24 protein-coding genes are annotated in these 23593 nt (G+C 60.7%); 9 read left to right on the forward strand and 15 right to left on the reverse strand.

Features of this window, described 5'->3' with window-relative positions:
* Positions 1-2 precede the first annotated feature (2 nt).
* Positions 3-737 carry a flagellar basal-body rod protein FlgF gene (flgF, locus tag AC02Y0_RS15445; RefSeq protein WP_476379761.1) on the reverse strand — a complete coding sequence of 245 codons (735 nt, stop codon included), beginning with the start codon at positions 735-737 and terminating at the stop codon, positions 3-5.
* 225 nt (positions 738-962) lie between these two features.
* Here flgF and motA point away from each other — a divergent pair, with 225 nt between their 5' ends.
* The 6 genes from motA to AC02Y0_RS15475 all read left to right on the forward strand — a co-directional run bounded on the left by motA (position 963) and on the right by AC02Y0_RS15475 (position 6254).
* The gene (motA, locus tag AC02Y0_RS15450; RefSeq protein WP_102019139.1) at positions 963-1841 is read left to right on the forward strand and encodes a flagellar motor stator protein MotA; all 879 of its coding nucleotides are present in this window, start codon (positions 963-965) and stop codon (positions 1839-1841) included.
* Between the two features lie 2 nt (positions 1842-1843).
* Positions 1844-2791, forward strand: a complete 948-nt coding sequence (locus AC02Y0_RS15455; protein ID WP_476379762.1) for a FliM/FliN family flagellar motor switch protein — start codon at positions 1844-1846, stop codon at positions 2789-2791.
* Positions 2792-2852: 61 nt separating this feature from the next.
* A complete protein-coding gene (gene fliN / locus AC02Y0_RS15460; RefSeq protein ID WP_476379763.1) occupies positions 2853-3479 on the forward strand; it encodes a flagellar motor switch protein FliN in 627 nt (208 codons plus the stop codon).
* A gap of 28 nt (positions 3480-3507) precedes the next feature.
* Positions 3508-4545 carry a flagellar motor switch protein FliG gene (gene fliG, locus AC02Y0_RS15465; protein WP_102019136.1) on the forward strand — a complete coding sequence of 346 codons (1038 nt, stop codon included), beginning with the start codon at positions 3508-3510 and terminating at the stop codon, positions 4543-4545.
* Positions 4546-4725: 180 nt separating this feature from the next.
* Positions 4726-5808, forward strand: coding sequence for a flagellar biosynthesis protein FlhB (gene flhB, locus AC02Y0_RS15470; protein ID WP_476379765.1), 1083 nt, complete (start codon positions 4726-4728; stop codon positions 5806-5808).
* A gap of 5 nt (positions 5809-5813) precedes the next feature.
* A complete protein-coding gene (locus tag AC02Y0_RS15475; RefSeq protein ID WP_476379766.1) occupies positions 5814-6254 on the forward strand; it encodes a hypothetical protein in 441 nt (146 codons plus the stop codon).
* Positions 6255-6261: 7 nt separating this feature from the next.
* Here the strand turns inward: AC02Y0_RS15475 and visR are convergent, their stop codons facing one another.
* The 13 genes from visR to AC02Y0_RS15540 form a co-directional block, all read right to left on the reverse strand.
* Positions 6262-7011 (reverse strand): transcriptional regulator VisR, encoded by a 750-nt coding sequence (visR, locus tag AC02Y0_RS15480; protein ID WP_102019133.1) that lies wholly within the window; start codon positions 7009-7011, stop codon positions 6262-6264.
* 10 nt (positions 7012-7021) lie between these two features.
* The gene (visN, locus tag AC02Y0_RS15485) at positions 7022-7771 is read right to left on the reverse strand and encodes a transcriptional regulator VisN (RefSeq protein WP_476379768.1); all 750 of its coding nucleotides are present in this window, start codon (positions 7769-7771) and stop codon (positions 7022-7024) included.
* Positions 7772-8036: 265 nt separating this feature from the next.
* The gene (fliF, locus tag AC02Y0_RS15490) at positions 8037-9731 is read right to left on the reverse strand and encodes a flagellar basal-body MS-ring/collar protein FliF (protein WP_444559414.1); all 1695 of its coding nucleotides are present in this window, start codon (positions 9729-9731) and stop codon (positions 8037-8039) included.
* Between the two features lie 160 nt (positions 9732-9891).
* Positions 9892-10281 carry a chemotaxis protein CheT gene (gene cheT, locus AC02Y0_RS15495; RefSeq protein ID WP_102019130.1) on the reverse strand — a complete coding sequence of 130 codons (390 nt, stop codon included), beginning with the start codon at positions 10279-10281 and terminating at the stop codon, positions 9892-9894.
* A gap of 13 nt (positions 10282-10294) precedes the next feature.
* Complete coding sequence (gene cheD, locus AC02Y0_RS15500; RefSeq protein ID WP_054150868.1) at positions 10295-10849, reverse strand: chemoreceptor glutamine deamidase CheD; 555 nt, start codon at positions 10847-10849, stop codon at positions 10295-10297.
* Complete coding sequence (locus AC02Y0_RS15505; RefSeq protein ID WP_006726293.1) at positions 10846-11235, reverse strand: response regulator; 390 nt, start codon at positions 11233-11235, stop codon at positions 10846-10848. The genes cheD and AC02Y0_RS15505 overlap by 4 nt, the downstream gene beginning before the upstream one ends.
* Positions 11235-12281 (reverse strand): protein-glutamate O-methylesterase CheB, encoded by a 1047-nt coding sequence (gene cheB, locus AC02Y0_RS15510; protein WP_476379769.1) that lies wholly within the window; start codon positions 12279-12281, stop codon positions 11235-11237. The genes AC02Y0_RS15505 and cheB overlap by 1 nt, the downstream gene beginning before the upstream one ends.
* Positions 12281-13183 carry a protein-glutamate O-methyltransferase CheR gene (gene cheR / locus AC02Y0_RS15515; RefSeq protein ID WP_444559413.1) on the reverse strand — a complete coding sequence of 301 codons (903 nt, stop codon included), beginning with the start codon at positions 13181-13183 and terminating at the stop codon, positions 12281-12283. The genes cheB and cheR overlap by 1 nt, the downstream gene beginning before the upstream one ends.
* Positions 13180-13650: a chemotaxis protein CheW gene (locus tag AC02Y0_RS15520; protein ID WP_444559412.1), complete on the reverse strand. Its 471-nt coding sequence runs from the start codon at positions 13648-13650 to the stop codon at positions 13180-13182. Before AC02Y0_RS15520 ends, cheR begins: the two co-directional genes overlap by 4 nt.
* A 4-nt stretch (positions 13651-13654) precedes the next feature.
* On the reverse strand, positions 13655-15913 hold the full coding sequence (locus AC02Y0_RS15525; RefSeq protein WP_476379770.1) for a chemotaxis protein CheA: 2259 nt from the start codon (positions 15911-15913) through the stop codon (positions 13655-13657).
* Positions 15914-15929: 16 nt separating this feature from the next.
* The gene (gene cheY1 / locus AC02Y0_RS15530; protein WP_006726298.1) at positions 15930-16295 is read right to left on the reverse strand and encodes a chemotaxis response regulator CheY1; all 366 of its coding nucleotides are present in this window, start codon (positions 16293-16295) and stop codon (positions 15930-15932) included.
* On the reverse strand, positions 16292-16591 hold the full coding sequence (locus tag AC02Y0_RS15535; RefSeq protein WP_102019613.1) for an STAS domain-containing protein: 300 nt from the start codon (positions 16589-16591) through the stop codon (positions 16292-16294). The genes cheY1 and AC02Y0_RS15535 overlap by 4 nt, the downstream gene beginning before the upstream one ends.
* A gap of 135 nt (positions 16592-16726) precedes the next feature.
* Entirely contained in the window at positions 16727-18364 is a 1638-nt protein-coding gene (locus AC02Y0_RS15540; RefSeq protein ID WP_476379771.1) for a globin-coupled sensor protein, read from the reverse strand.
* A 414-nt stretch (positions 18365-18778) separates the two neighbouring features.
* Here AC02Y0_RS15540 and ku (AC02Y0_RS15545) point away from each other — a divergent pair, with 414 nt between their 5' ends.
* Both ku (AC02Y0_RS15545) and ligD read left to right on the forward strand, forming a co-directional pair.
* Positions 18779-19621 carry a non-homologous end joining protein Ku gene (gene ku / locus AC02Y0_RS15545; protein ID WP_476379772.1) on the forward strand — a complete coding sequence of 281 codons (843 nt, stop codon included), beginning with the start codon at positions 18779-18781 and terminating at the stop codon, positions 19619-19621.
* Between the two features lie 2 nt (positions 19622-19623).
* On the forward strand, positions 19624-22203 hold the full coding sequence (gene ligD, locus AC02Y0_RS15550; RefSeq protein WP_476379773.1) for a DNA ligase D: 2580 nt from the start codon (positions 19624-19626) through the stop codon (positions 22201-22203).
* 5 nt (positions 22204-22208) lie between these two features.
* Here ligD and ku (AC02Y0_RS15555) read toward each other — a convergent pair whose 3' ends face one another.
* Positions 22209-23018 (reverse strand): non-homologous end joining protein Ku, encoded by an 810-nt coding sequence (gene ku / locus AC02Y0_RS15555; RefSeq protein ID WP_476379774.1) that lies wholly within the window; start codon positions 23016-23018, stop codon positions 22209-22211.
* A gap of 286 nt (positions 23019-23304) precedes the next feature.
* Between ku (AC02Y0_RS15555) and AC02Y0_RS15560 the strand changes: the two genes are divergently transcribed.
* Entirely contained in the window at positions 23305-23568 is a 264-nt protein-coding gene (locus tag AC02Y0_RS15560) for a DUF2934 domain-containing protein (RefSeq protein ID WP_102019121.1), read from the forward strand.
* Positions 23569-23593: the final 25 nt, after the last annotated feature.

The following is a 23593-nucleotide window of genomic DNA, read 5'->3' on the forward strand; positions in this document are numbered from 1 at the left end:
GCTCAGTTGCCGCCGCCGAGGACCTTGATCGCCTCGCTCGTGGTGCTCTCGCTGGTGCTGATCAGGGCACTGATCGCCTCGAAGGCGCGGTTCACCTGAATAAGCTGCGTCATCTCGCTGATGCCGTTGACGTTGGAGTTCTCGACATATCCCTGCATGATCGAGATTTCCGGGTTGTCGACAACCGGCTGCGGGTCGTCGACCGTGGTCACGCCGCTGTTTTCGAAGCGGAGAAAGCCGTTGCGGACGTCGGCCGTGAAGACACCCAAAGTGGCCACCACACGACCGTCCTGCATGATCTGACCGCTGGCACCGACTTCCGGCGGGCCGCCGGCGCGGTTGAGCTGGATCGGCGCGCCGCCGGCGTCCAGGACGGGATAGCCGCGGGTAGAGACGAGTTCTCCGGTATCGGTCATCGTGAAACGGCCGTCCCGCGTCAGAACCTGACCGACCGGCGTATCGATCGCGAACCAGGCGTCTCCCTTGATTGCGAAGTCGAGGACGTTCCCGGTTTCCATCAACTCTCCGCTCTTCGTGGAGAGATAGTCGTTGCCCTGGCTGACGAAGGCGATCTTGGCATTCATTTCATTGCCAGTGCGGCTCAGCATCTCGTCGAACTTCACATCCGTCGAGCGAAAACCGACCGTGTTCACATTGGCCATGTTGTCGGCGATCGTGGTGAGACGGCGCTCGAGGGCCATCTGCGACGACAGGGACACGTAGATACCGGATTGCACTGTTTTGCCTCCGCAGGTGAAGAATATCAGTAAATCATTATTTAACGCAGGATAGCCTACGCTCCATTCCACTCTTCTTGCGGCAAAAGGCTTGCGCGAAACTGTCGAGGGAACGCCCGGAAATCCGGGGGGAAGCGCAGCCCAAAATTGGCTCCGTGATTCAGCCTCACGCAAGGCAGGGGCTCTATCGCTTACGGTGAATAGTAACGTTCGGGTGCGGGCAAAATGAACTTAATCGTCGGTTTCATCATCACACTGGGCTGCGTTCTCGGCGGCTTCATGGCCATGGGCGGCCACCTAGACGTCCTCGTCCAGCCGTTCGAGCTCGTCATTATCGGCGGCGCCGGTGTCGGCGGCTTCATCATGGCCAATCCGATGAAGGTCATCAAAGACACCGGTAAGGCCATGGGCGAGGCCTTCAAGCAGACGGTTCCGAAAGAGCGCGATTATCTCGACGTGCTCGGCGTTCTGTACTCCCTGATGCGCGACCTCCGCACCAAGTCGCGCAACGAGATCGAAGCGCATATCGACAACCCGGAAGAGTCCTCGATCTTCACGGCAGCGCCGAACCTCCTGAAGAACAAAGAGCTCACCGCCTTCATCTGTGACTATGTCCGCCTGATCATCATCGGCAACGCCCGAAGCCATGAGATCGAAGCGCTGATGGATGAGGAAATCGAGACCATCCACTACGACAAGATGAAGCCCTATCACGCCATGACCGCCATGGGCGACAGCTTCCCGGCGATCGGTATCGTCGCGGCCGTTCTCGGGGTTATCAAGGCGATGAGCAAGATCAACGAATCCCCGGAAGTCCTGGGGGGCCTGATCGGCGCCGCGCTCGTCGGCACCATGCTCGGCATCTTCCTGTCCTACTGCCTTTGCAACCCGATCATCGCCCAGATCAAGATGGTTCGCACCAAGCAGCACCGCCTCTACATCATCGTGAAGCAGACATTGCTCGCCTACATGAACGGCTCTGTTCCGCAGGTGGCCCTGGAATACGGCCGCAAGACCATCTCTTCCTACGAGCGTCCGTCCATCGACGCCGTTGAGCAGGAAATGATGAACCCCGGTGGCGGCGGCGAGAGCAAGGCGGCCTGATCATGACGGAAGCACAGACTGACACAGCACCGCAGATGGACCGCGCCCTTCTCGCCAAGCTGACCGGCGGGCTGGGTGATTCCAAAACGCTGCAGAAGCTTTGCGCAGATTTCGGCCAGCTTTACGTCGAGTTCCTGCCCGACGTCTTCCACAGCGAGACGGGGCTGACGATGCAGGTCCATTATAACGGCCACGAAAGCGGCCTCATGACGGACCTGATCGCCGATCTCGGCGACAATGTCTCGCTGGCCGACGGACAGCTGCGCAACTGGTCGCCGAACTTCGTGCTCGCCTGCGGCAACAGTTTCGTCATCACCTTGATGGAGAACCTGCTCGGCGCGCTCCCCGAGACCATTCAGGAGCCGATCGAACGTCCGCTTTCCCAGATCGAGCTCGATCTGGCCGTGATGGTCTACGACAAGATCGCCAATGTCCTGCGTTCGGGCGTCAATGCTGCAGGGGGCTTCGAGCCGCTGCTCGAGAAGGCTCACAACGCTGAAGATCGGCCGAAGCTGGACGAGGATCACGTTGACGAATACGCCGTGACTGTCAAGCTCGGTATCACGCTCGGCACGGTGACCTCCGAATTCTACCTGGTCATTCCGCAGAAGGCGCTGCTGAAGACCGTTGTCACCATGCCGAAGTCGAAGGGCCAGGCCGGCAAGTCGAAGAAAGAGTGGCAGGAGCAGATCGCCGAACAGGTGCGTCGCTCCCAGGTCACCCTGGAAGCGCGGATCCGGCTCGATTCGCTGACGCTGGCCACCGTCTCCCGCCTGATCGCCGGCGATGTCATCCCGTTCCGCGACAAGGGCGACGTGATGGTCGATGTCAGCGCCAACGGTAAAAACCTCTACGTCTGCGAATTCGGCCGGGCGGGCGACCGCTACACCGTCCGCGTGAAAGACAATGTGAGCAGCGAAGATGAAATTCTAAAACATTTGATGAGCTAGCAATTTACCCGGGCTTGACCCACGGCAGCTTGAGGCAAGTTTCAAGAGGAATAATCAATCCATGGCAACGAAGAAGACACCACCGAAGGATGACGACGCGCTGGCGATGCCGGGCGCGAGCGACAGCGATTTCGACCAAGCGGTCGATGACCTTCGCGGCGTCCTGAAGGCAGACTCAGACGGCGGACTGGGCGATTTCGGTCCCGATCTCGGCCTCAAGGACGATCCGCTGGCAGCGTTCGAATCGGATTTCGGCGGCGGCGCTGCAGCGGCCCCGAGCGATGACTTCGGACTGGGCGATTTCGGCGGCTCCAGCGATCTCGGCGGCGGCAGCGACTTCGGCGGCTCCAGCGATTTCGGCGGGTCGAATGATTTTGGCGGTGGCGATTTTGGCGGCTCGACCGGCAGCCAGCAGGAGCCAGGCAGCGGTCTCAGCGCCAATCTCGACCTGATCATGGACATCCCGATCGAGGTCCAGATCGTGCTCGGATCCAGCCGCATGCAGGTTTCAGGGCTTATGAACCTCGAGGAAGGCGCCATCATCGCGCTGGACAAGAAGATCGGCGAGCCTGTCGAGATCATGGTGAATGGCCGCCGCATCGCGCGGGGCGAGATCACCGTTCTCGAAAACGACGATACGCGATTTGGTGTCAAACTGATTGAAGTGATGGCGACCAAGACATCCTGACCCATGATGGGCCAGAGAGGACAAGACCATGATGGACTTTGACGATTTTGGCGGCCCCTTAACCGGAAAACCCCTCTCCCAGGCCGATAAGGCAGCCGCAGTGCTGCTGGCCATGGGAAAGGGTGTCGCCGGCAAGCTGCTCAAGTATTTCACGCAGGCCGAGCTGCAGACGATTATCGCGTCTGCGCAGACCCTTCGCACGATCCCGCCGGATGAACTGACCGAACTCGTCAATGAATTCGAGGACCTCTTCACCGAGGGCGCCGGCCTGATGGACAATGCGAAGGCCATCGAGAGCATTCTCGAGGAAGGCCTGACGCCGGAAGAAGTCGACGGGCTGCTCGGTCGTCGCACGGCCTTCCAGGCGTTCGAAGCATCCATCTGGGATCGCCTTCAGGATGCCGATCCCGATTTCATCGCACGCTTCCTGATGCGCGAGCATCCCCAGACCGTTGCCTACATCCTCTCGATGCTGCCCTCCTCCTTCGGTGCAAAGGTTCTGCTCAAGCTGCCGGAGAGCCGGCGTGCTGACATCATGAACCGCACGGTCAACCTGAAGAACGTCAGCCCGAAGGCAGCCCAGATCATCGAAAACCGGGTCCATGACCTGATTGCGGAGATCGAAGCCGAGAAGAATTCGACCGGTTCGGCCAAGGTCGCGGAACTGATGAACGAACTGGAAAAGACCGAAGTCGATACGTTGCTCACCTCGCTCGAATCGATCAGCAAGGAATCGGTCAACAAGGTTCGCCCGAAGATCTTCCTCTTCGAGGACCTGCTCGTAATGCCGCAGCGCAGCCGCGTTCTGCTCCTCAACGACATCTCGGGCGAAATCCTCACGATGGCGTTGCGCGGTGCCAGCGCGGAAATCAAGGAATGTGTGCTGGCCTCCATCAGCCCGCGCTCACGCCGCATGATCGAATCGGACCTGCAGGCAGGAACTGCCGGCATCAATCCGCGCGAGATCGCCATCGCACGGCGCGCCGTCGCCCAGGAAGCCATCCGTCTTGCGAATGCAGGTCAGATCCAGCTCAAGGAAACCGAGGGCGATACGCAGGCGGCCTGATCGGTCACCTCTGTTGAAAACCACAAGCTTTCTGTCACCCGCCGATTGAACCCCAATCGGCGGGTGTTTACGTTCGGGTGGCCGGTATTTCTCCGGCGAGCCGTCGGCGCCCGGCACCGGTGACTGGATCAGCCAGGGCATCGATCCCGCCCGGTGCACGCCTCCTGGAGGGCAGCGGTCATGGCCGAAGATGACGACGAAGACAGCAAGACTGAAGACCCGACCGAGAAAAAGCTTCGGGACGCGCTCGAGAAGGGCAATGTGCCGACCTCGCGCGAGGCGCCGCTCTTTGCCACCGCGCTCGGTTTCTATCTCTATGCCGTCTTCTTCCTGCCCGATGCCATTGGCCGCCTCGGGCAGACCCTGAAGGACATCTTTGAGCGTCCCGACCAATGGTATCTCGGGACGGCCGTCGACGTGGTGTCGCTCTTTACCCACCTGGCTTGGGAAATCGGCGCGTTCCTGGCGCCGATGCTGATCATGCTGGTGCTGTTGGGGGTGAGCGCGAACGTCGCCCAGAACATGCCCTACTTCGTGCTCGAGCGAATCAGGCCGCAGATGAACCGGATTTCGCTGTTCGCCGGCTGGAAGCGGATCTTCAGCGCCCAGGGCATGGTGGAGTTCGGCAAGTCGATCTTCAAGATCGTCGTGCTCTCCGTGATCATGGTCTTTGCCCTGAAGAGCGACTATTTCGGCGTCATCGACACGATGTTCTCCGACCCGCAGGTCATTTTCGTCAAGTTCTCGGAAATCCTGAACAAGATGATGATCATCGTGGTGATGGCAACGGCGTTTCTTTCGACCGTCGACGTCTTCTGGACGCGCTATCACTGGTATGAACAGCTGCGCATGACCAAGCAGGAGGTCAAGGAAGAGTACAAGCAGGCGCAGGGTGACCCCATCGTCAAGGCGCGTCAGCGATCGATCGCACGTGACCGCGCCCGCAAACGCATGATCGCGAGCGTGCCCCGTGCGACGCTTGTTATCACCAACCCGACCCACTATGCCGTGGCACTGCGCTATGTCCGTGAGGAAGGCGATGCTCCGGTGGTCGTTGCCAAGGGGCAGGACCTGGTTGCACTCAAGATTCGCGAGATTGCCCGCGAGCACGACATTCCAATTTTTGAAGACCCGCCGCTCGCGCGCTCCATGTTTGCGCAAGTCTCGGTGGATAGCGTCATTCCGTCAATATTTTACAAGGCAGTCGCAGAACTCGTGCACCGGGTCTATGCGTCGAAGGCCCCCAAAAGACGGATACGCTAGGCCCGATGAAGAAATGCTCATATACCAACCAGCGTGAACGCATCGTGGCCGAGGCGATCAGCCCCGTCGCGAGCGAGTTGCGCCTTCTCGATGCTGCCGACCTTATTTCACTTCTGCGTTTTGAACTTTATGGCAATCTGTCGGACCTCGTCTCGTCGGCAGCAGAGCTCTATTTCCACCCGGGCACCGTGGTTTTCGGCGCAGGTGGGGATTATCGGCTGGAATGGGGCGGCCCACCGGAAATCGTGCTTGATCTCGAGATCAAGCCGCGCGGCATCACGATCTATTCCCAGCTGACGCTCACCAACGAGCAGGCGGGGCTCGACATCAAGCATATCGCGTTTCACGATTCGTCCGGCGATCCGGACACCAATACGCGCATGCTCGAAGACCGCCTCCAGGAGGCGCGCTTCGTCAAGGGACAGACGTCCCCCCTCTACGGATGAGGATTGATCAGGTGATGTAGCCGAGGCGGATCGCCTTGGCGATCGCCTGGATGCGGTTGACCGAATCAAGCTTGATCGTGGCAGAGCCGAGATAAGCGTTGACGGTATGGACCGAGAGGCCGAGGCGCTCGGCGATTTCTTCACTGATACGACCGTCGCCGGCCAATTGAAGGCAGGCGATCTCGCGTTCGCTTAAGGTCTCCGACGGCGCTGCACGCCGCTCGTCCAGCGACAGGATGTCCGTCATCACCTTGTAGCAACGGCTGTGCACGGCAAGGATCAGCTCGCCCGGAAGATCGGCCCCACCGATCGTCGGGAAGACAACATAGCCGTTTCCGACAGCGCCGAGGCGAACGGGGAATGCGACGCCGGAATAGGGCAGCAGGCGCTCCTGCAGCTGGACGGCAAACGGGGTGAAGTCCGAAGCATCAAGGAAGCTCGTCTTCTCCTCTGCGCTCCACAGCAGCGGCAGGGTCGATGTTTCGATATGTGCGAGCAGGATGTCACCATAGGCGGCCACAAAAGCGTCACGGCCGCTGCTGAGACCGCTGCTCCAGTTCTCGAATTCAGGGTCGAGGCGCCGCTTGTGCGGCAGGCTTGCGCCTCCGACACGAAATGCTGCGAAACCGCGCGCGTTCAACGACCGTTGCAGGGACACCAGTTTCGGGAAGATGTCCGAGCGGGATGTAACTGGGCGCTGGCCGGACCAAGTCGCATCTTCGAGGATGGCTCCGCCTGGTCTGGTATTGGTGGCCATTCCTGCTCCCTTAGACGAGATTGTTGCGGACCGCATAAGCGATCGCTTCCGAGCGTGTCTTCGTTGCTGTCTTACGCATGACGCTGGTGATGTAATTGTTGATCGTATTGCGCGAGATGCCAAGGATCGTCGCGATTTCGTCGCTCGTCTTGCCTTCTGCAATCCAGAACAGGCATTCCAGCTCGCGATCGGTCAGGTCGAAATCACGATCGCTCTTGTGGCCCTTGTTCGTGGAGAGGCTGAGCGCATAACCCGCGAGCAGGCCAACTTCCCGAAGCCTTTCGGGCGAGAGCACATAGTCCTGCGGGAACAGCAGCATCAGGGCCAGACGGGTGCGGCCGACATTCATCGTCACCGTGCAGTACTGACGGCTGATGCCGAGCGGCACATGCGCGTCGTCTGGCAGGATCGCGTATTTCGGCTGCAGCACCGAGAGGCATTTCTCCAGCTCGGTCGATTGGGAATAGGTGGTGGCCAGTTCGCTTTCGAGGCGCCGGACGAGGTCGAACGGCCAGTCGGCAGCGACCACGAAATCGAGACCTTCTTCCTGGACAAGGTCGTAACGCGCCAGAAGGTGATGCGAGGCGCCGACATAGTCACACAGAACCCGCAGGCACTGTCCCATATTGCCCGAAAGCGCCGGCGTTGCCAGCTTTCGGATCAAAACGTCCTTCGACGAAGAGCCTTTTTGCGGAGGCTCCATAGGAACAGCCGCACGGGCCCGCCCCTCTTGGCCCTCCGTAGTCAGCTCGGCATCCATTCAATGTGCCCCTTTGAACAGCCTTGCAGTATCGCAGTCTTCCCCGCGAAAGATCACGGCCGACTCAGACCGCTCCGTAATCTCAAGCTACCGAATCATGTTCACTGTAAAATATAAAGTGGCAAAGGTCACAGGTGTCTTCGGTAATCTTGGACGGCTGGAAGCATGCCCGTCTGTGGGCCATGTTGCAATCCCGCATGCCGATGGGATTACAACGCAAAACCGCGCCCAGGGGGCGCGGTTGGTACTCGTTTGTTCTTGATTGTCAGGCTGCGTTGTCCACAGCCCATTTGCGAAGGATCTTGGCGGCACGCTCTTCCGAGATTTCCACCATGCGCGACAGGCGCCGCTCGGGACCTTCCTTGACCCGGCGGTTGAAGCCGCCATTCGGATCGTCGTCCATGGTGAGAAGGTCGTCGGTCGAGTCGAAACCGAAGTCGGAACCGAAGCCATCCATGAGGCCACCGCTCGATCCACCGCCCAGCGCCGGAGAAAAGTCCGGAAGCTCGAGACCTGCGGCCTGCTCGCCGATACCACCGGCGAGTGCCGTGTCTGCGCCGCCGCCGCCTGCGGTGCGGATCATCGGACGGATGCCCATCCAGACGATCAGGAAAGCGACTGCAACGAAGGCGAGCGAGTTGATGATGCCACCGAGGTTGCGGCTCAGGATTTCCATGAAGCCGGGGCCGGTCGCGGATTCTTCCAGCAGCTGGTTTTCGAGGAAGTCCATGGCGGTCAGGGTGACCACGTCGCCGCGCTCGCCGTCGAGGCCGGCAGCCGAGCTGACGATCTTCTGCATCTCGGCAAGATAGGCGTCGATCTTGGCCTGGTCGACGGGCTCGCCGACCATCTTGGCGATGCGACCGCGGTTGACGACAACCGCAACCGACAGCTTCTCGACGGTGTAGCTATTCTTAACCGTCGCGACAGTCTTGCTGTTTATTTCGTAGTTGGTCTGCTCTTCCTTCTTGTCCTGCTCATCCGAGGACTGAGGACCGCCGCCACTTGCTTCGGGCGCCGCCTGGGGAATGTTCTGCTCGACGGTTGCGGCTGTATCGGACTGGCTCTGCAGCGACTTCTGCTGCTCCTTGGTCACGCGGACAGAACGTTCGACGCGCGATTCCGGATCGTAGATGGTTTCCTGGATCTGCTGGCTGTCGGTGTTGATCTGGGCCGTGACGCTGGAGCGGAAGTTGTCCATGCCGAGGAATGGTGCAAGCGCCTTGTCGATGTTCGTCTCGATCTCGCGCTGGACGGACTGGACAACGCCGAGCGAACGGGAGGCTTCGCCGCCCGTCTCGTCGCCGGCTGCCAGAAGCTGGCCGGTCGAATCGAGAATCGTGACGTCCTCGACATCGAGCCCTGGGACCGAAGAGGCCACCAACTGACGAATGGATGCAGCAGCCTTGCGGCCGGCATCCGAGGAGGCACGAATCATGACGGAAGCCGTCGGCTTCTGTTCGCCTCTTCGAAAGTTGCCGATATCCGGCATGACGATGTGAACGCGTGCTGCGGCAATGCCCGAGATCTGCTGGATGGTGCGTGCGACTTCACCTTCCAGAGCGCGAACCCGGGTTACTTCCTGCATGAACGAGGTCAGGCCGAGGGAGCCGACATTGTCGAAGAGTTCATAGCCGGCATTGGCGCTGTTGGGCAGGCCGCGTTCGGCGAGCAGAAGACGCGCCTTTCCGGTCATGCCGGCGCGCACACTGATGCTCTGGCCGTCCGCACCCGTTTCAAAATCAATGCCCGATTCAGCCAGCGCAATGCTGATCTGGTTCAGATCGACGGGTTCCAGACCGACGTAGAGGTTCTCGTAGGAGGGTTTGTTGACGTAGAGGGCGCCGGCAATGATGATCGCAAAGGAGACAACGGCCACACCAGCCATCGCCAAAATCTTCGCCTGACCCATCGCCGCGAAATTTTTTGGTATCTGAAGTAATTGATTTAACAGATTCATTCTGTCTCGCACCATCTACAAGAAGGTTCGGGCGTTTTTGCCCTTGGCGCGACAATAGAAATCGAAACTTGTGCGAACGTTTCGCGGGGCGGGAAAGCCGAATTCATTTCGGCTGATCGCAAACGCAGAATCTGCGGCCCGGCCGTCCTTTAGAGGACGGTTAGAAGAAGTCGAAGTCGCCAGCCGCCTTGACGAGCGGTTGGGAATGTCCATGACGAAGACCTGCCCCCAGGGCCTTCTGCATGTCGGCAAGTTTCACCAGGCTCAACGCCGTCGTCATGTCGATCATCCAATCGGACGGAATTGTCGCCGTGATGGTGTCGACGAATTCGGCCAAGCCCCGTGTCTTCTGAACAGCCAGGTCAATGCCCTGCAATACTTTCAGGCTTTCGGGATGCTGCAGCACCGTTGGACCACCAAGTTCAAGGAGGTGCGGCTCCACGCGCTCGATCAGATAAGCTACGTCGTGCAGCTCGCTGACGATGCGCATGAGGATCTCCGGAAGTTCTTCCTGAGTGTCCTGATTTCCCGCCAAGTGTTCGTTTTGCATCCGATGTCCAGTACTAGAAGAACTCGATTGAAGTTTCCACCGGCTTCGAAACAGGAACTGGACGCTGCTCCAGCGCCACCGTCTTCTGTGTTTCTGCGCCCGTGAGCGGATACTGTCTTGCCCGACCGCTGACCGGCCAGAATTCCAATTTGCGGCCGTGGTCTCCGCCCGTGGAGGACCCAACCACCTTGATGCCTTCGTCGCGCAGGAACTGCTGGGCGAAGGCGGCATTCTGTTCGCCGACGTTCGAGAAGGTCGCGATCGTCTTGGCGCCACCGAAGACCTTGGCCTCCAGGCGGTCCCTGCGGGCGCCCTGCTTCAGAAGACCGTTGATCAGGAGTTCCATCAGGTGAACCCCGTAGCGGGTGGCGTCACCGCCACCGGCTCCCGGCACGGCCGAACCCGGCAGCAGGAAGTGGTTCATGCCACCGACCCCTGCAATCGGATCCCGAATACAGGCAGCAACACACGAACCGAGGATCGTCGACAGGACCACATTCGGATCCTTGCTGACCTTCCACTCCCCTTGAATAATGTGGACGCGCTTTGCTGCACCGTCTTCAGTCATTTTAGGGCTCCAAATACGGCCTCGATGGCCGCCTTCATTTTTTCGATGGTGAAGGGTTTGGCCAGGACGTTGTTGGCGCCCAGCTGTGCGGCCTTCTGGACCAGCGCGCGGTCGCCCTGCGCGGTCAGAATGATGAAGGCCGCCTTCTTCGTATTCGGGTTGGTGCGCACGGCCTGCAGAAGGCCCAGACCGTCCATCTTCGGCATGTTGAAGTCCGAGATGACCAGGTGATGGGGCTGCTGCTCCATGATCTTCATGCCCTGCTCGCCGTCGCCGGCGGCAGTGATCTGCTTGAAGCCGAGCTGGGTCAGCGCGTCGCTGAGCAGCAGGCGACTTGTGACCTGATCGTCGACGATCAGAACTTTGATTTTTTCAGCTAGGGACATTATTCGATACCTTCTTTTCGGGCAGCAGTGAGTTTGAGGATTTCCTCGCCAATGGAGGTGAGAGGTAGTTGATGCTCGACAGCGCCCAGCTCATAGGCGACTCGAGGCATCCCATAGACCACACAGGTCTTTTCGTTCTGGCCAACGGTGCGAGCACCGGCATGACGCATCTTCAATAGGCCGGACGCACCATCGCGCCCCATGCCCGTCAGGATAACCCCGACGGCGTTCCGGCCGGCGAGTTCTGCGACGGAATCAAACAGGACATCCACCGATGGGCGATGTCCGTTGACCGGCGCGCGCTCGACGAGGCGGCAGCAGGGAGCCGAGGCATTCGACACCTGCAGATGCCGTTCCCCACCCGGAGCCAGATAGATCTTGCCGATCTCAAGCCTTGCACCATCCGTGGCCTCCTCCACCACAGGGGCACAGAGACGATTGAGACGTTCCGCAAAGCTCTTGGTGAAGGTCGGCGGCATGTGCTGCGTAATCACCGTCGGGGGGCAATTACGCGGGAACTTCTGCAACACGGCGATCAGTGCTTCCACGCCACCTGTCGATGAACCGATAGCGACGATCTTGCGGCCGACACGGAAGTCCGCAACCGGGGCTGCCGACACGGGTTGCACATGTGGTGCGGCATGGTGGCGGTGCTGAGAGCGGGCCGCAGCCTTTACCTTTTCGGCCAGTTCGCCGAAGGGACGGGCATCACCCGGCTGCGGCTTCGCCACGCAGTCGAAAGCACCGATTTCCAGGGCCGCAAGCGTCGCTTCGGCGCCGCGGTGGGTCATGGTGGAGACCATGATCACCGGCATCGGCCGGAGCTTCATGATCTTTTCCAGGAACTCCAGTCCGTTCATGTTCGGCATCTCGATGTCGAGTGTCACGACATCGGGATTGAGCTGCTTGATCGCCGCGCGGGCTTCCATGGCGTCGCCGGCCTGGCCGATGACGCTGACATCAGGATCCTGACTGAGCACGGCCGTGATCAAGCCGCGCATGGTCGGGCTATCGTCGACGACGAGAACGCGAGCAGGTGCGGCCATTATTTGCGCCCTCCGTTCTTGCCCAGGTAGCGATAGGTCGTGATGCCGATGTTGTCGAAATCGTTCTTCGAGTCGCCGGAGACACGCTCCGAATGGCCGATGTAGAGATGGCCGCCGACCGGGAGCAGTTCCCCAAAGCGGGTCCAGATCCGCATCTGTGTCGGCTCGTCGAAGTAGATCACGACGTTGCGGCAGAAGATGACGTCGAACTTGCCCTTGAATGGCCATTGGGCCATCAGGTTGAGCTCATTGTAGGTGATCAGGCGCTTCAGGCGGTCGTCGACCTGGAACTTGCGACGTCCGGCGATCTCGACTTCCTTGAACCACTGCTTGCGCATGGCCGGCGACACCGTCTCGAGCGCCTGCTCGTCATAGGCACCCTGTCGGGCGATGGCGAGGATCTTGGGGTCGATGTCTGTCGCGAGGATCTTGAAGTCATAGTCGAGGACGTTCGGGAAGGCCTGGAAGACCGTCAGCGCGATCGAATAGGGCTCCTGGCCGTCAGAACTTGCAGCCGACCAGATACGCACCCGGCCACCCGACTTCGCCCGCTGGATCAGACCCGGCAGAACCTCGTCGCGCAGATGCTCGAAGTGATGGTTCTCGCGGAAGAAGCGGGTGAAGTTGGTCGTCAGATGCGACAGCATTTCGCGGCGCTCGCCTGCCCCTTCCTGAGAGGCGACGAGCTGGCAGTAGGCGCGGAAGCCGGAGAGTCCGAGATTGCGGATGTGCTTGGAAAGGCGCGAGTAGACGAGCGAAGCCTTGCTGTCGTTCAGCGCGATCCCCGCATCCGAATAGATCATGGCAGCAATCTCGTTCAAATCCCGCCGGGTCAGCGGGTATTCGCCACTGGCCAGGACCTCGTCGTCCGATTGACGGGATGTACTCATTGCAAAGGTCATGCAGCCTCGCTTTCGGCGGCTTCGTTGAAAAGTGCACCAAGCTCGATCAAGCAGATCATCCGCTTGTCGATGGCGAGAATGCCTCGGGCATATTGTCGTTCGAGGTCGGAGGAGACCTCCGGCGTCGGCTGTATGTTGTCGTCGGTCACCGTCAGGATGTCCGAGACTGCTTCGACGAGCAGTCCCACGATCCTGGACTTGACCTGGGCCACAATGATCACGTGGCGGGCAGTCGGTTCGGCGGGCTTCATGCCCAGACGCAGTGACAGGTCCATGATCGGCAGGACAGCACCACGCAGATTGATGACGCCCAAGACATAGTGCGGGGAGTGCGGCAGCGGGGTCGCCGGGGTCCAACCCCGGATCTCACGCACCGCCATGACGTTCACGCAGAACTCCTGATCGCCGATACGGAAGGCGATGAGTTCACGGTTTCCCTGACCTAAGTTTTTGACCGCATACGACATACTATTACCCTGCGACGGCTAACGACATTTCCTGCTTGAGTGAATGACCACGCGAGGCGGCGACGACGGCATCCACGTCCAGGATGAGTGCCACTCGACCATCGCCGAGGATGGTTGCGGCTGCGATGCCCGGGACATGGGTGTAGTTGGCTTCGAGCGACTTGATGACGACCTGACGCTGGCCCTGGATCGCATCGACCATGAGGGCGCGCTGGCCACCGCCTTCGGATTCCACCAGGAGGGCGACGCCTTCCATGGGGTTTGCCTGAATGCCGCGGAAGTTCAGGATCCGGCCTACATCCACCAGCGGGCAGAAGGAGTTGCGGATCGAGATCAGGCGCTGGTTGGCACCGAAGGAGTGGATGTTCTGCGCTTCCGGCTGCAGCGTTTCGACGATCGCCGTGAGCGGGACGACCAGGGTCTGGCCGGCGACCGTGACCACCATGCCGTCGAGAACGGCGAGCGTCAGCGGAAGGCTCATGGTGAAGGTCGAACCGAGGCCCGGACGCGAGGTGATCGAGATACGACCGCCGAGTGCCTGGATCGAACGCTTGACCACGTCCATACCGACGCCACGGCCGGAAATGTCGGAGATCTTGTCGGCGGTCGAGAAGCCCGGTGCGAAGATCAGGTTGTCGATTTCTTCGTCGGTCAGATTGGCGTCGGCAGCGATGAGCTCGTTGTCGATGGCCTTCTGCCGAACGCGTTCGCGATTGATGCCGGCGCCGTCGTCGACGAGTTCAATGACGATACGGCCCGAGCGATGCTTTGCCGTCAGCTTGATCGTGCCTTCCGGCTCCTTGCCGGCGGCCGCACGCTTTTCGGGGCTTTCGATGCCGTGGTCGACGGCATTTCGGATCATGTGGGTCAGCGGCTCGGCAAGCTTGTCGATGACCGTCTTGTCGACTTCGGTGTTTTCACCTTCCGTGACCAGGCGGATCGACTTGCCGACCATGTCGGCGACTTCGCGAACGATACGCGACATGCGCTGGAAGACCGGCTTCACCGGCTGCGCGCGGATCGCCATGACCGAGTCCTGGATCTCGCGGGTGAGCTGCTGCAGCTCTTCGAGGCCCATGTTGACGGCGGACGTGCCGGTTGCGTCGTTTTCGATAACGCTCTGCGAAAGCATTGCCTGGTTGATGACGAGCTCGCCCACCAGGTTGATCAGGCGGTCGACGCGATCGAGATCAACGCGGATGGTCTGGCCGGCCGTGTTGTTGGCCTGGGCGGCGGCAGCGGCTGCTGCGGCTGCTGCGGCGGCGGCAGGCGATTCCTTCTTCTCAGTCTTGGCAGCACTTGCCGCCATCTTCATGACGTTGGAGGCCGTCTCGGCAGCTTCCACAGCTGCTGCTACGGTTTCTTCCGGAGCGTCGGCGCTGTCGTCGAGAGCCGACAGGTCGAACGGAACCGGTACCATCGGCAGTTCTTCAGTCGGGGCAGCGGCTTCCGGCTCGCGAAGCTTGACGTCGAGATCACAATCCCACTCGGCAAATTCGAAGACCTGGCGGATGCCTTCTTCGCCCTTTTCCGCCTTGATCTGGATGGTCCAGTGGAAATAGGCGGCTTCCGGATCGATGTCGTCGAGCGACGGCAGGTCGTCCATGTTGCAGTTGATGCTCATCTCGCCGAGGCGGGACAGATCACGCAGGAGGAGGGCTGCTTCATTGCCCTTCGAATAGAGGTCGCGGCGTGGCTTGAAGGTCACGTCGAATGTGGAGATTTCAGCTGCCGCTTCATCTTCGCCGCCGAAGCCGTCGAAGGTGAAGGGGATCGGCTGGAAGCCACTGTCATCGCTCGGCGCGGCAGCTGGGGCCGGTGCAGCGGCCTTCGGAGCCGGCTTGGCTGCAGCGACGGGCGCCGCAGAGGGAGCTGGCATCTCGCCGTTGGCGAGCGCTTCCAGTTCCTTGACCAGGCCGCTCGAACGGCTTTCGTCGACACTTCCGCCGTCGCGAGAGGCACTGACCAAGTCGGCCAGAACGTCGGCCGACTTCAGCATCACCTTCATGACTTCAGGGCCGGGTTCCAGCTTGTTGGAACGAACGCAATCAAGAGTCGTCTCGAAGACGTGTGCAAAGGCGACCAGGTCGTCGAGACCGAAGGCGCCAGCACCGCCCTTGATGGAGTGGACCGCGCGGAACACGGCGTTCACCGTTTCCGGATCCCGATCTCCATCATTCATTTTCAGAAGACCGGATTCCAGTTCGGCGAGCTGCTCCTCGCACTCCTGGAAAAAGATCTCTTTGATTTCGTTCATATCCATAGGAGAAAATCCCGGCTTAGGCGGTTACACGCTCGATGGCATCGATCAGTTTGGTCGGATCGAAGGGCTTCACGATCCAGCCTGTCGCGCCGGCCTGGCGAGCGCGGTTCTTCTTTTCGGCATCGCTTTCCGTGGTCAGAACCAGGATCGGGACAGCGCGGTACTTTTCGTTCCGGCGGACGCCCTCGATGAAGCCGAAGCCGTCAAGACGCGGCATGTTGATGTCGGTCACGATGACGTCGGGATTGCATTCCTCGAGCACTTCCAGGCCCTCGACGCCGTCTTCGGCCTGGATGGTCTCGAAGCCAGCATTGTTGAGGGTGACCAGAAGCATGTTTCGGATGGTTCTGGAGTCATCCACTGTGAGCACTTTTTTCTTCATTGCCGGATCTCCTTAGCGAGCAGATGGTCGATGTTCACGCCAATCAGTTGAAGGGTTTTCAGAAAAGCCTCAGAGGCCTTTCCGTACGAGAAGGGGTGCTTTTCGGCTTCCCAGGTCTTGGCCGCGGCCATCAGAACCTGCACGCACTGAGCACCGACACGTTCGACGCCGGACGCGTCGATCGTCAGAGGAGCACCGCGCATCGAGAGAATATTGGCCTTGAGATTGGAGGCCTCATTAAGGTCCAACACAGCGGCCAGCTTCAGGGCCTTCTGTTCGCCTTTCTTACTTGCCATCATTTCTTTCCTTGTGTCCCGAGGCTGCGGCAACCAGGCCCAAACGTGGGTCCCGGGAGAACCATTCCCCCGGACAGATTGCCGAAATTCCCGCCCTTAGCTTCCTTTTGTAGCGCATGGTGGTAAACAATCCCCTCACCCTCCAAGCCCCGCGATATGAACCGGAAAGCCGAAATCCGCCGTTTCGTCTTCCAGCATTTCTGATGTCCGATATGGCGCGCTCGCTGCTGTTGCAGACGCCTGCTCCCGATGGGTCGAGAGCTGGATGCGCGCAGTCTGCGGCTTCGGAGCACGCGTCTGGCGCTCGATGTGGAACTCGCGGATCGTTGCGCCGAGTTCCAGAATGACCTTGTGGAGATCATCGGTACCTTCGAAGGACTGCCGCGCCACGACGGCGTTGCTGCCGATCTCGGCGCCAAGGCCGGCAACGGTCCCGGCAATGCCTGCGAGCTCGGTCGCCTGACGGTCGGTGCGGGCTGCAATATCGGAAACCGTGCCGCTGATATCGCCCACCTGGAGAACGATGTCGGCGATGGCGCCTTGCGTTTTCGCCACCATATCGACACCGGCCTCAACCTGGTTCTTGGTGGTCGCAACCAGCGTCTTGATTTCGCGGGCAGCATCGGCGGAGCGCTGGGCAAGCGCCCGGACTTCCTGGGCAACGACCGCAAAGCCTCGGCCACTGTCGCCGGCACGGGCGGCCTCGATGCCGGCGTTGAGTGCCAGAAGATTGGTCTGGAAGGCAATTTCGTCGATCGCGCCGATGATGTGGCCGATCTGTTCGGCGGAGGCCTCGATGTCAGCCATGGCTGAGATTGCCTGGCCGACGACTGCGCCACTTGCTTCGACGGATGTGCGGGTTGCGGCAACGGTCGCTTCGGCGCGCTTCGTCTGGCCGGCACTGTCGCGGACGCTCGATGTCAGATCCTGGAGGGCGCGGCTGGTCTCGTCCAGAGCGCCGGACTGGTCTTGCGCGCGGTCCGCATAGGTACGAGCGGTCTCGACCATCTGGCCAGTCGCACCGCGGAGATGGGCGAGCTTTTCTTCCGAGGATAGGAAGGCGGTCTGGAGCTGTTCCAGCGCCTCGTTCATGCTTCCGGCGAGATCGGCATAGGCCTCTGGAACGTCTGAGGCTGCGCGCACCGTGAGGTCACCGGCAGCCAGGCCATCAACAACAGGGCGGAAGACAGCTTCGAATTCGGCGCGGTCGTGCTCACGCTGTGCTGCCAGATCCCGGTGATGCTTCAGACGTAGTTCGTTGAAGCGCAGCGATACGGCGATTTCGACATCGACCATGACGAGCCGGACGAGCGCGGCAACGAGGTCCGTGACCTCGCGCTGGCGGCGGCGGCTGGAGGGAAGGAGACCCCCACTATTCGCGTCACCGATGGCGGCTGTCAGCAGATGCTCAAGCACCACTGCATGGCCCGCGACATGCCAGCGCGGATCGAGACCCATGCGGCTTTCGCTGTCCGAAAGCACCTTGACCCGCTCGGCATAGAGAGCATCGAAACGGGCATCGGTGAGAACGTCCCAATGGGACGAAAGAAGATCGTGCAGCCGGTCGTACTGGCGCTCGCTGGAGAAGACACGCGCGGCATCCGGCGACGACTGAAGGCGCTGGAAAAGGTCGCGAAGCGCTGTCTTCAGAGGCTGGGAAAGGACATGGCGGTTCTGGCGCAGAAGCTCGCACTGGGCCTCATCGAGACCGGCAAAGCGCAGTCGGTCACGCAGGCTGCCCGCCTGTGATCCCGTCGCCCGCTCCGTGGACATCCCCTGACCCGTCATTCGTCCCGCACTATGGCCACCCAGAGGGGGCCTTCCATCGGTCCAATGATCGTGCAGTCAAAAATGCGGGTTCACTTGTGCTCGGGATCCGATCCCTATCGCCGTCCGCATCATGTCTGCAGGTTCATCGAACTGCTTCCATGTGAAATACAGACCGGACCAGAACCGGTACGACGGGATGGCGTCATGCCCGAAGGAAACTCATCAGCGAGTCCCACTCCGACGTGTCGCCCAATCTTTATGGTTAATTCCTTGCTTGAAGGTTAATGAAATCTCCACATCAAGCCGCAATCTCTAATATGAGAAAATAATGTTTTAATTTGTCCTGAGAGGCCTTCGGGCTTCGCGGAACAAAGCCGACGCTTGCCTCGTTGCGCCGAAAAGCGACAGGAGTGAAGCGTGAACGCGAGAGCTATCTGGAAAGGCCACCTTTCGATCGGCGATCTGGGATGCGCGGTGGCACTTTACTCCGCCGTCAACGGTGCAGAACGCGCCGCGTTCCACATCATCAACCGGGATACCGGACATCGTGTGCGGCGCGAATATGTGGACGGGGACAGCGGACGCCCGGTGGACAAGGATGACCTGGTCAAAGGTTACGACACGTCCGAAGGCCAGACCGTGATCCTCGAGCCCGACGAGATCCGCGATGCCGTACCGGAGAGCGACAAGCGGCTGGAGCTATCGGCCTTTCTCGCCTGCGACCAGATTGATACGCTTTACCTGGAGCGACCCTATTTCTTGGCGCCGGCCGATCGGCAATCGGTCGAGGCCTATGAATTGATCCGCAACACCATGGAAACGCAGAGCGTGGCGGCCATTGCCCGCACCGTGCTGTTCCGGCGTGTCCGCAGCGTGCTCATCCGGCCCCAGGGAAAAGGTCTGATCGCCACCACGTTGAACTATGATTACGAAGTGCGCGATCCGGCGGAGAGCTTCGAGGGCATTTCGAAGGTCAAGATCGAAAAGGAGATGCTCGAACTGGCGCAGCACATTATCGGCACCAAGATGGGCGAATTTGATCCGGGCCAATACGAGGACCGCTACGAGGCGGCTCTCACCGAGCTCGTCAAAGCCAAGATCGCCGGTCGCAAGCCGAAGAAATTGCCGAAGCGCAAGGCCGAGAACGTCACGAGCCTTCTCGACGCTCTGCGCAAGAGTGCGGGCGCAACGGAGGAGAAAACTCCGGCTAGACGCAAGGCGACGGTCGGGTCCGGTGCGAAGCAGAAGAAGGCCGGCTGACAATGTCGCTCTCCGAGTATCGCCGCAAGCGCGACTTCAAGGCCACGCCTGAACCCAAGGCTGCCAAGGCCAAGAACAAGGGCAACAGCTTCGTCATTCAGAAACATGCCGCACGGCGTCTGCACTACGACCTGCGGCTGGAGATGGACGGCGTTTTGAAAAGCTGGGCGGTAACGCGTGGCCCGAGCCTCGTGCCAGGTGAAAAGCGCCTCGCGGTGCATGTCGAGGACCATCCGCTCGCCTATGGTGACTTCGAAGGCGTGATCCCGCCGGGGCAATACGGATCGGGCGAGGTCATCGTCTGGGATCGCGGCACGTGGGAACCGCTCTTCGATGTGCGGAAGGGTTACAAGAAGGGCCATCTTGAGTTTTCGCTTGATGGCGAGAAGCTCGGGGGACACTGGCATCTCGTGCGCATGGCCGGAAAAGAGGGCGAGACGCGCGAGAACTGGCTGCTGATCAAAGGCGAAGACGAGCTGGCACGAACACCAGACGATCCCGATATCGTTGAAGAAATGCCGCTCTCGGTGAAGAGCGGGCGACCGATCGAGAGCCTGAAGGGTGACGGCAAGGCCGCCGTCTGGAACTCGCGCAAAACCTCCAGCAAGACAGCGAAAACGGCCGCTGCTCGGAGCGCGTCTTCGAAGGCGGAAGATCTGAAGATCAAGGGGGCGAAAGCGGGCAGCCTACCGGAGTTTCTTCCCCCTGCCCTTGCGACGCTCGTCAAGACGGTTCCCAAGGGAGACCGCTGGCTGCATGAAATCAAACTGGATGGGTATCGCATCGAGGCGCGGATCGACCATGGCAAGGTGCAATTGCTGACACGCACGGGGCTGGACTGGACTGACCGCTTCGGGAAACGGCTGGTCTCGGCGCTCAAGGCGCTGCCGATCCAGTCGGCGCTGATCGACGGGGAGATCCTCGTTGAAAGCGGCAATGGCAGCAGCGACTTCTCGCTTCTCCAGCAGGATCTGAGCGAAGGACGAGACGACCGCTTCACCTATTATGTCTTCGATCTCATGCATCTCGACGGGCAAGACCTGACAGGTGCGTCTCTCACCGATCGCAAGGCAGCGCTGGAGCCGCTGATCACGGAGGCCGGAGAGCCGTTGAAGTTTTCCAGCCATTTCGACGAAAGCGGCGAGCTGGTGCTGAAACACGCATGCCGCCTCAGCCTCGAAGGTGTGATCTCAAAGGTCGCATCCGCGCCCTATCGGTCTGGCCGAGGGCGAGACTGGGTGAAATCGAAATGCACGGCCCGCCAGGAGCTGGTGATCGGGGGGTATGTCCCCTCCTCCGTCTCGGACCGGACGATCGGATCCCTGATCATGGGCGTGAACGAGGCGGATGGCCTGCGCCATGTCGGGCGGGTGGGGACCGGCTACACGCAGAAGCTGGCGCGGCAAGTTTTCGACAGGCTTCAACCGCTCGTTCGAGAAAAGAGCCCGTTCAAGGACAAACTGACCGGCCTCGAGCGCAAGGATGCTGTCTTCGTCGAGCCGGAAGTGGTGGCGGAGATTGAATTCCGCGGCTGGACCGGGGACGCCCATCTGCGCCACGCCTCGTTTCGCGGGCTGAGAGAGGACAAGGCCGCAAGTGACGTCGTGCTGGAGGCACCCGCTCCGAGCACGCCGACCCAGAAGACCGGCAGTCGCAAAGGCGGCTCGGCAGAGACCAAGAAGGAACAGGCGGTCGCCGAGGCGGCCCGCCGGCGCATCACCCTCACACATCCTGCCAGGCTTTACTGGCCGGAGGCGGGTGTCACCAAGGAGGGGCTGGCCGATCACTACGCACTGGTCTGGCCGCGCATCGCGCCATTCATCGTCGATCGGCCGCTCGCGCTCCTGCGCTGCCCGGAGGGACATGAGAAGACCTGCTTCTTCCAGAAGCATGGCTGGCGCGGCATGCGTAAAGAGATCATCACCATCCGTGACCCAAAGGACGACGAGGCATTGGTTGCCATTCGCGATCTCGACGGGCTTTTGGCGCTGGTGCAGGGCGCAGCGCTCGAGATCCACCCCTGGGGATCACGCGGCGGAGACTTGGAGCGGCCAGACATGGTGAACATCGATCTCGATCCCGGTCCCGATGTGACCTGGGAACGCGTGATCGAGGCGGCTTTCGAGGTACGCCAGCGCTTCACCGATCTCGGGCTCAAAGGCTTCGTCAAGACATCCGGCGGCAAGGGCCTGCATGTCGTTGCCCCGCTCAAGCCGAAGGCCCAATGGCCGGAGGTCAAGGCGGCGATGAAGGCGCTGGCGGAGAGCATGAGTGCCGACAGCCCAGAGGACTATGTCTCGACGATCAGCAAGGCGAAGCGCAAGGGCAAGATCCTGATCGACTATCTTCGGAATGGTCGCGGGGCAACGGCTGTTGCACCCTATTCCACGCGCGCCAGGCCCGGCGCGCCGGTGTCGATGCCGCTCTCCTTCGACGAACTCAGCCCTCAGATCCTGCCGAACCACTTCACCGTCGCGAATGTGCCGGCGCGGCTTGCCGAAAGCGATGGGGACCCCTGGGAGGATTTCAGGAGCGCGGAAGTACCTTTACAAGAAAAGCCAAAGTTGAAGACGCGCCGCTGAACCTGCTACTTGCGCTGAGACGGCTTTTTCTCGGACGCGAGGCTGCGGCGCAGCGCCTCCATGATGTCGATCACATTGTCCTTGCGCTCGGGCTCGGCCCCCTTCTTGGGCTTGGTCCGCTTCGACTTCTTGGTGCGGTTTTCGATGATCTCGTGGAGACGTTCCTCGACCGGATCGCGCACCAGCTTCGGGTCCCAGTCGCGCTGGCGTGCCTCCACCAGCTTCTTCATCATGGTCTTGGCGCCGGTTGCTGGTGATGCGTCTTCGGACAGCTTGAAGAACGGGGCGGGATCGCGGACTTCATCGCCGTAGCGGAGTGTCCAGACCACCATGCCCTGATCCCGAGGAACGAGCAGCACGGCATGCTCGCGACGATAAAGAACGAGACGGGCAATGCCGCCTGTGTCGGTCTTCAGCATGGCTTCGCGAATGACGGCGAAGGCCTCCTCGCTCACCTTGTCGGCCGGTGCCAGATAGTGGGGGCTGTCGTACCAGATCCAGCCGATCGAATTGCGCGGGACGAACGTCTCGATGTCGATGGTGCGTGTGCTTTCGAGCGCGACATCCTCCAGCTCTTCGTCTTCGAACAGGACATAGTCGTCCTCTGCGCGCTCGTAGCCCTTGACCTGGTCCTCGTCGTCGACGGGCTTGCCGGTTTCGGAATCGACATAGCGGCTGACAACCCGGTTTCCGGTCTTGCGATTGATGTTGTGGAAGCGGAGCTTGGCGCTTTCCGTCACAGCTGGCGTCATGGCGACGCGGCAGGTGACCAGGGACAGCTTGAGATAGCCTTTCCAGAACGCGCGCTGCGCCATGTCTCTCTCCTTCGCGAAGCGGTCTGTCCGCAGCGCTGCCCCGGAAAACGCGAGCAGGACGGAACTGTTCCGAGGAGCGTTCAAATCGGCGGTTGCACCGGGAACCGTTTGCCCTTCCTGGCGTTCATCTGATGCCTGTTCCTCTTCAATGATGAACCGGAGGATCTAAGGTCGATACGGGGGTATCGCAGACAGATCCGACCGGGGAGCCGGCGGGCGCGACGAGACCGCGCTCGGCGGACGTTTGGGCATGTGGAACGGAAAGCGGCGACGACGGAGATTTACCATGGCTGAACGAGACTATGACTGGATTGCCCGGCGAGCCTACTCGCTCTGGGAAGAAGAGGGTCGCCCAGATGGTCGGGACGAAGATCATTGGCAGACCGCTCTGAGCGACTGGGAGACCCTGAATGCTTCAGCGACCGAGACAACGGCGAAGGCCGGCCGGCGCATTGCCGAGGCACAGGCATCCGCAGTGCAGGAAGGTCTTGTGATCACAGAGGAGCCGGTTCAACCGGTCCGCAAATCGGCAAGGAGCCGGAAAGGTTGACGAAGGTGGCCGGAGTCGATCTTTC

The sequence above is a fragment of the Allorhizobium sp. nf9_anc genome (assembly GCF_056323085.1).